The organism is Methylophaga sp. (assembly GCF_030651745.1).
Window position 1 is genome coordinate 1 of record NZ_JAUSCC010000144.1, and the last position, 1,663, is coordinate 1,663.

A 1,663-nucleotide genomic window follows, 5' to 3' on the forward strand; every position below is an offset into this window, starting at 1 on the left:
GCCCTTTACCACCCAGCTTGCCTAACGCCGTTTGGATTAATCCGCCTATTAACACAAAGGGAGAAACTTGACCCATAAATACACAACAATTAGACACTAAATAAAACAACTGGGTGTCTCAATGTCATTGACACATTCCGGCCGAGCGCATCCGGTGGGTCAACCGGATTGACTACCTCGACACCGATCATCAGCCCGCGCCCTCTGACATCACCGATTTGCGGTTTATCTTTTTGAATATTTTGAAGAATAGCCATCAACCGTTCGCCCATTTCATGCGCATGGTGTTCCAGTCGATGCTCTTTTACATACTGAAGTGTCGCGGTTCCTGCTGCCATCGCAAGCTGATTGCCGCGAAAGGTGCCTGCATGAGCGCCGGGTTGCCAACGATCCAAATCCTTGTGATACACCACTGCGCTCAACGGCAATCCGCCGCCTATCGCTTTCGAGAGCACCAGCACGTCCGGCAGAATATCGGAGTGCTCGAAGGCATACATGCGTCCCGTCCGCCCGATACAAGTCTGTACTTCATCGATAATCAACGGGATTTCCCGCTCCCGGGTCATGCGACGAATTTCCCGCAACCATTCGTCCGGTGCCGGAATAACGCCTCCCTCTCCTTGTACAATTTCCAAAATCATTGCGGCCGGCGGCGTAATACCGCTGTTGCTGTCATCCAGGAGCCGTTCGATATAGGCTAAAGATGAGCGCCAGCCGACTTCTCCGCCCAAGCTGAAAGGGCATCGGTAAACATACGGGAAAGGTAGAAAATGCACATCCGGCATCAACCCGGATACGTGCAGTTTAGGACCGATTTCGCCGGTCAACCCTAATGCACCATGCGTCATGCCATGGTAAGCGCCGTGAAAAGCCAGGATTGATCGCCGCCCGGTAGCCGTCTTCACCAGTTTAACGGCGGCTTCAATCGCATCGGCACCGGACGGACCGCAAAACTGAATGCGGGCCTGATCGGCGAACGCTTTAGGCAAACTGGAAAACAACGCCTCGACAAACCGGTCTTTAACCGGCGTCGTCAGATCCAGGGTCTGGAAAGGCACGCCATCCGCCAAGGTCCGTCGAATCGCCTCCACGACTACCGGATGATGATGACCTAACGCCAATGCCCCCGCTCCGGCCAGGCAGTCCATATAACGACGGCCATCCATATCTTCAACAAACACACCGTCCGCCCGGCGAATGGCGATAGGAAGACGGCGAGGATAGCTTCGAGCGTTGGATTCAAACCCCGACTGCCGATCCAGGTAATAGCGATTGCTCTCCGTTTCAGCAACATCCATTTCATCATTGACAACGGGTTGCATTAATGGCCCTTCTTCCAGAACGTAATCCATTTCAGGTTGAATAACTTCTTGTATCATGACGACATCTCCACATTAATTTTTTTCAATCATTGCCCTTTCGAACTTCCGGGCACCGTATCCACACTGTCAACAAGTTCAGCCGACGTTAGGTTACGGCTTTTTGTAACCCAACATTGACCGCCCCTTATGTTAGGTTGAAACCCCCCTGTGTCAGGATAGTTGTCGCCTCACCCATTTATAGAGGCAACCCTAATGCAAACCCGTTATAGTGAAGAATTTAAAGAGCAAGCCCTGAGTAAAGTCTTGCAACGCGGCGATAAAAGTATTCAAGCAATTGCCGA

Annotated in this window: 1 protein-coding gene; it reads right to left on the reverse strand. The window is 51.9% G+C overall.

The genetic code is table 11. The annotated features are described in order from the left end of the window. Positions 1-89: 89 nt before the first annotated feature. The gene (locus Q7V21_RS16780; protein ID WP_304918380.1) at positions 90-1,379 is read right to left on the reverse strand and encodes a diaminobutyrate--2-oxoglutarate transaminase; all 1,290 of its coding nucleotides are present in this window, start codon (positions 1,377-1,379) and stop codon (positions 90-92) included. Between the last annotated feature and the right edge of the window lie 284 nt (positions 1,380-1,663).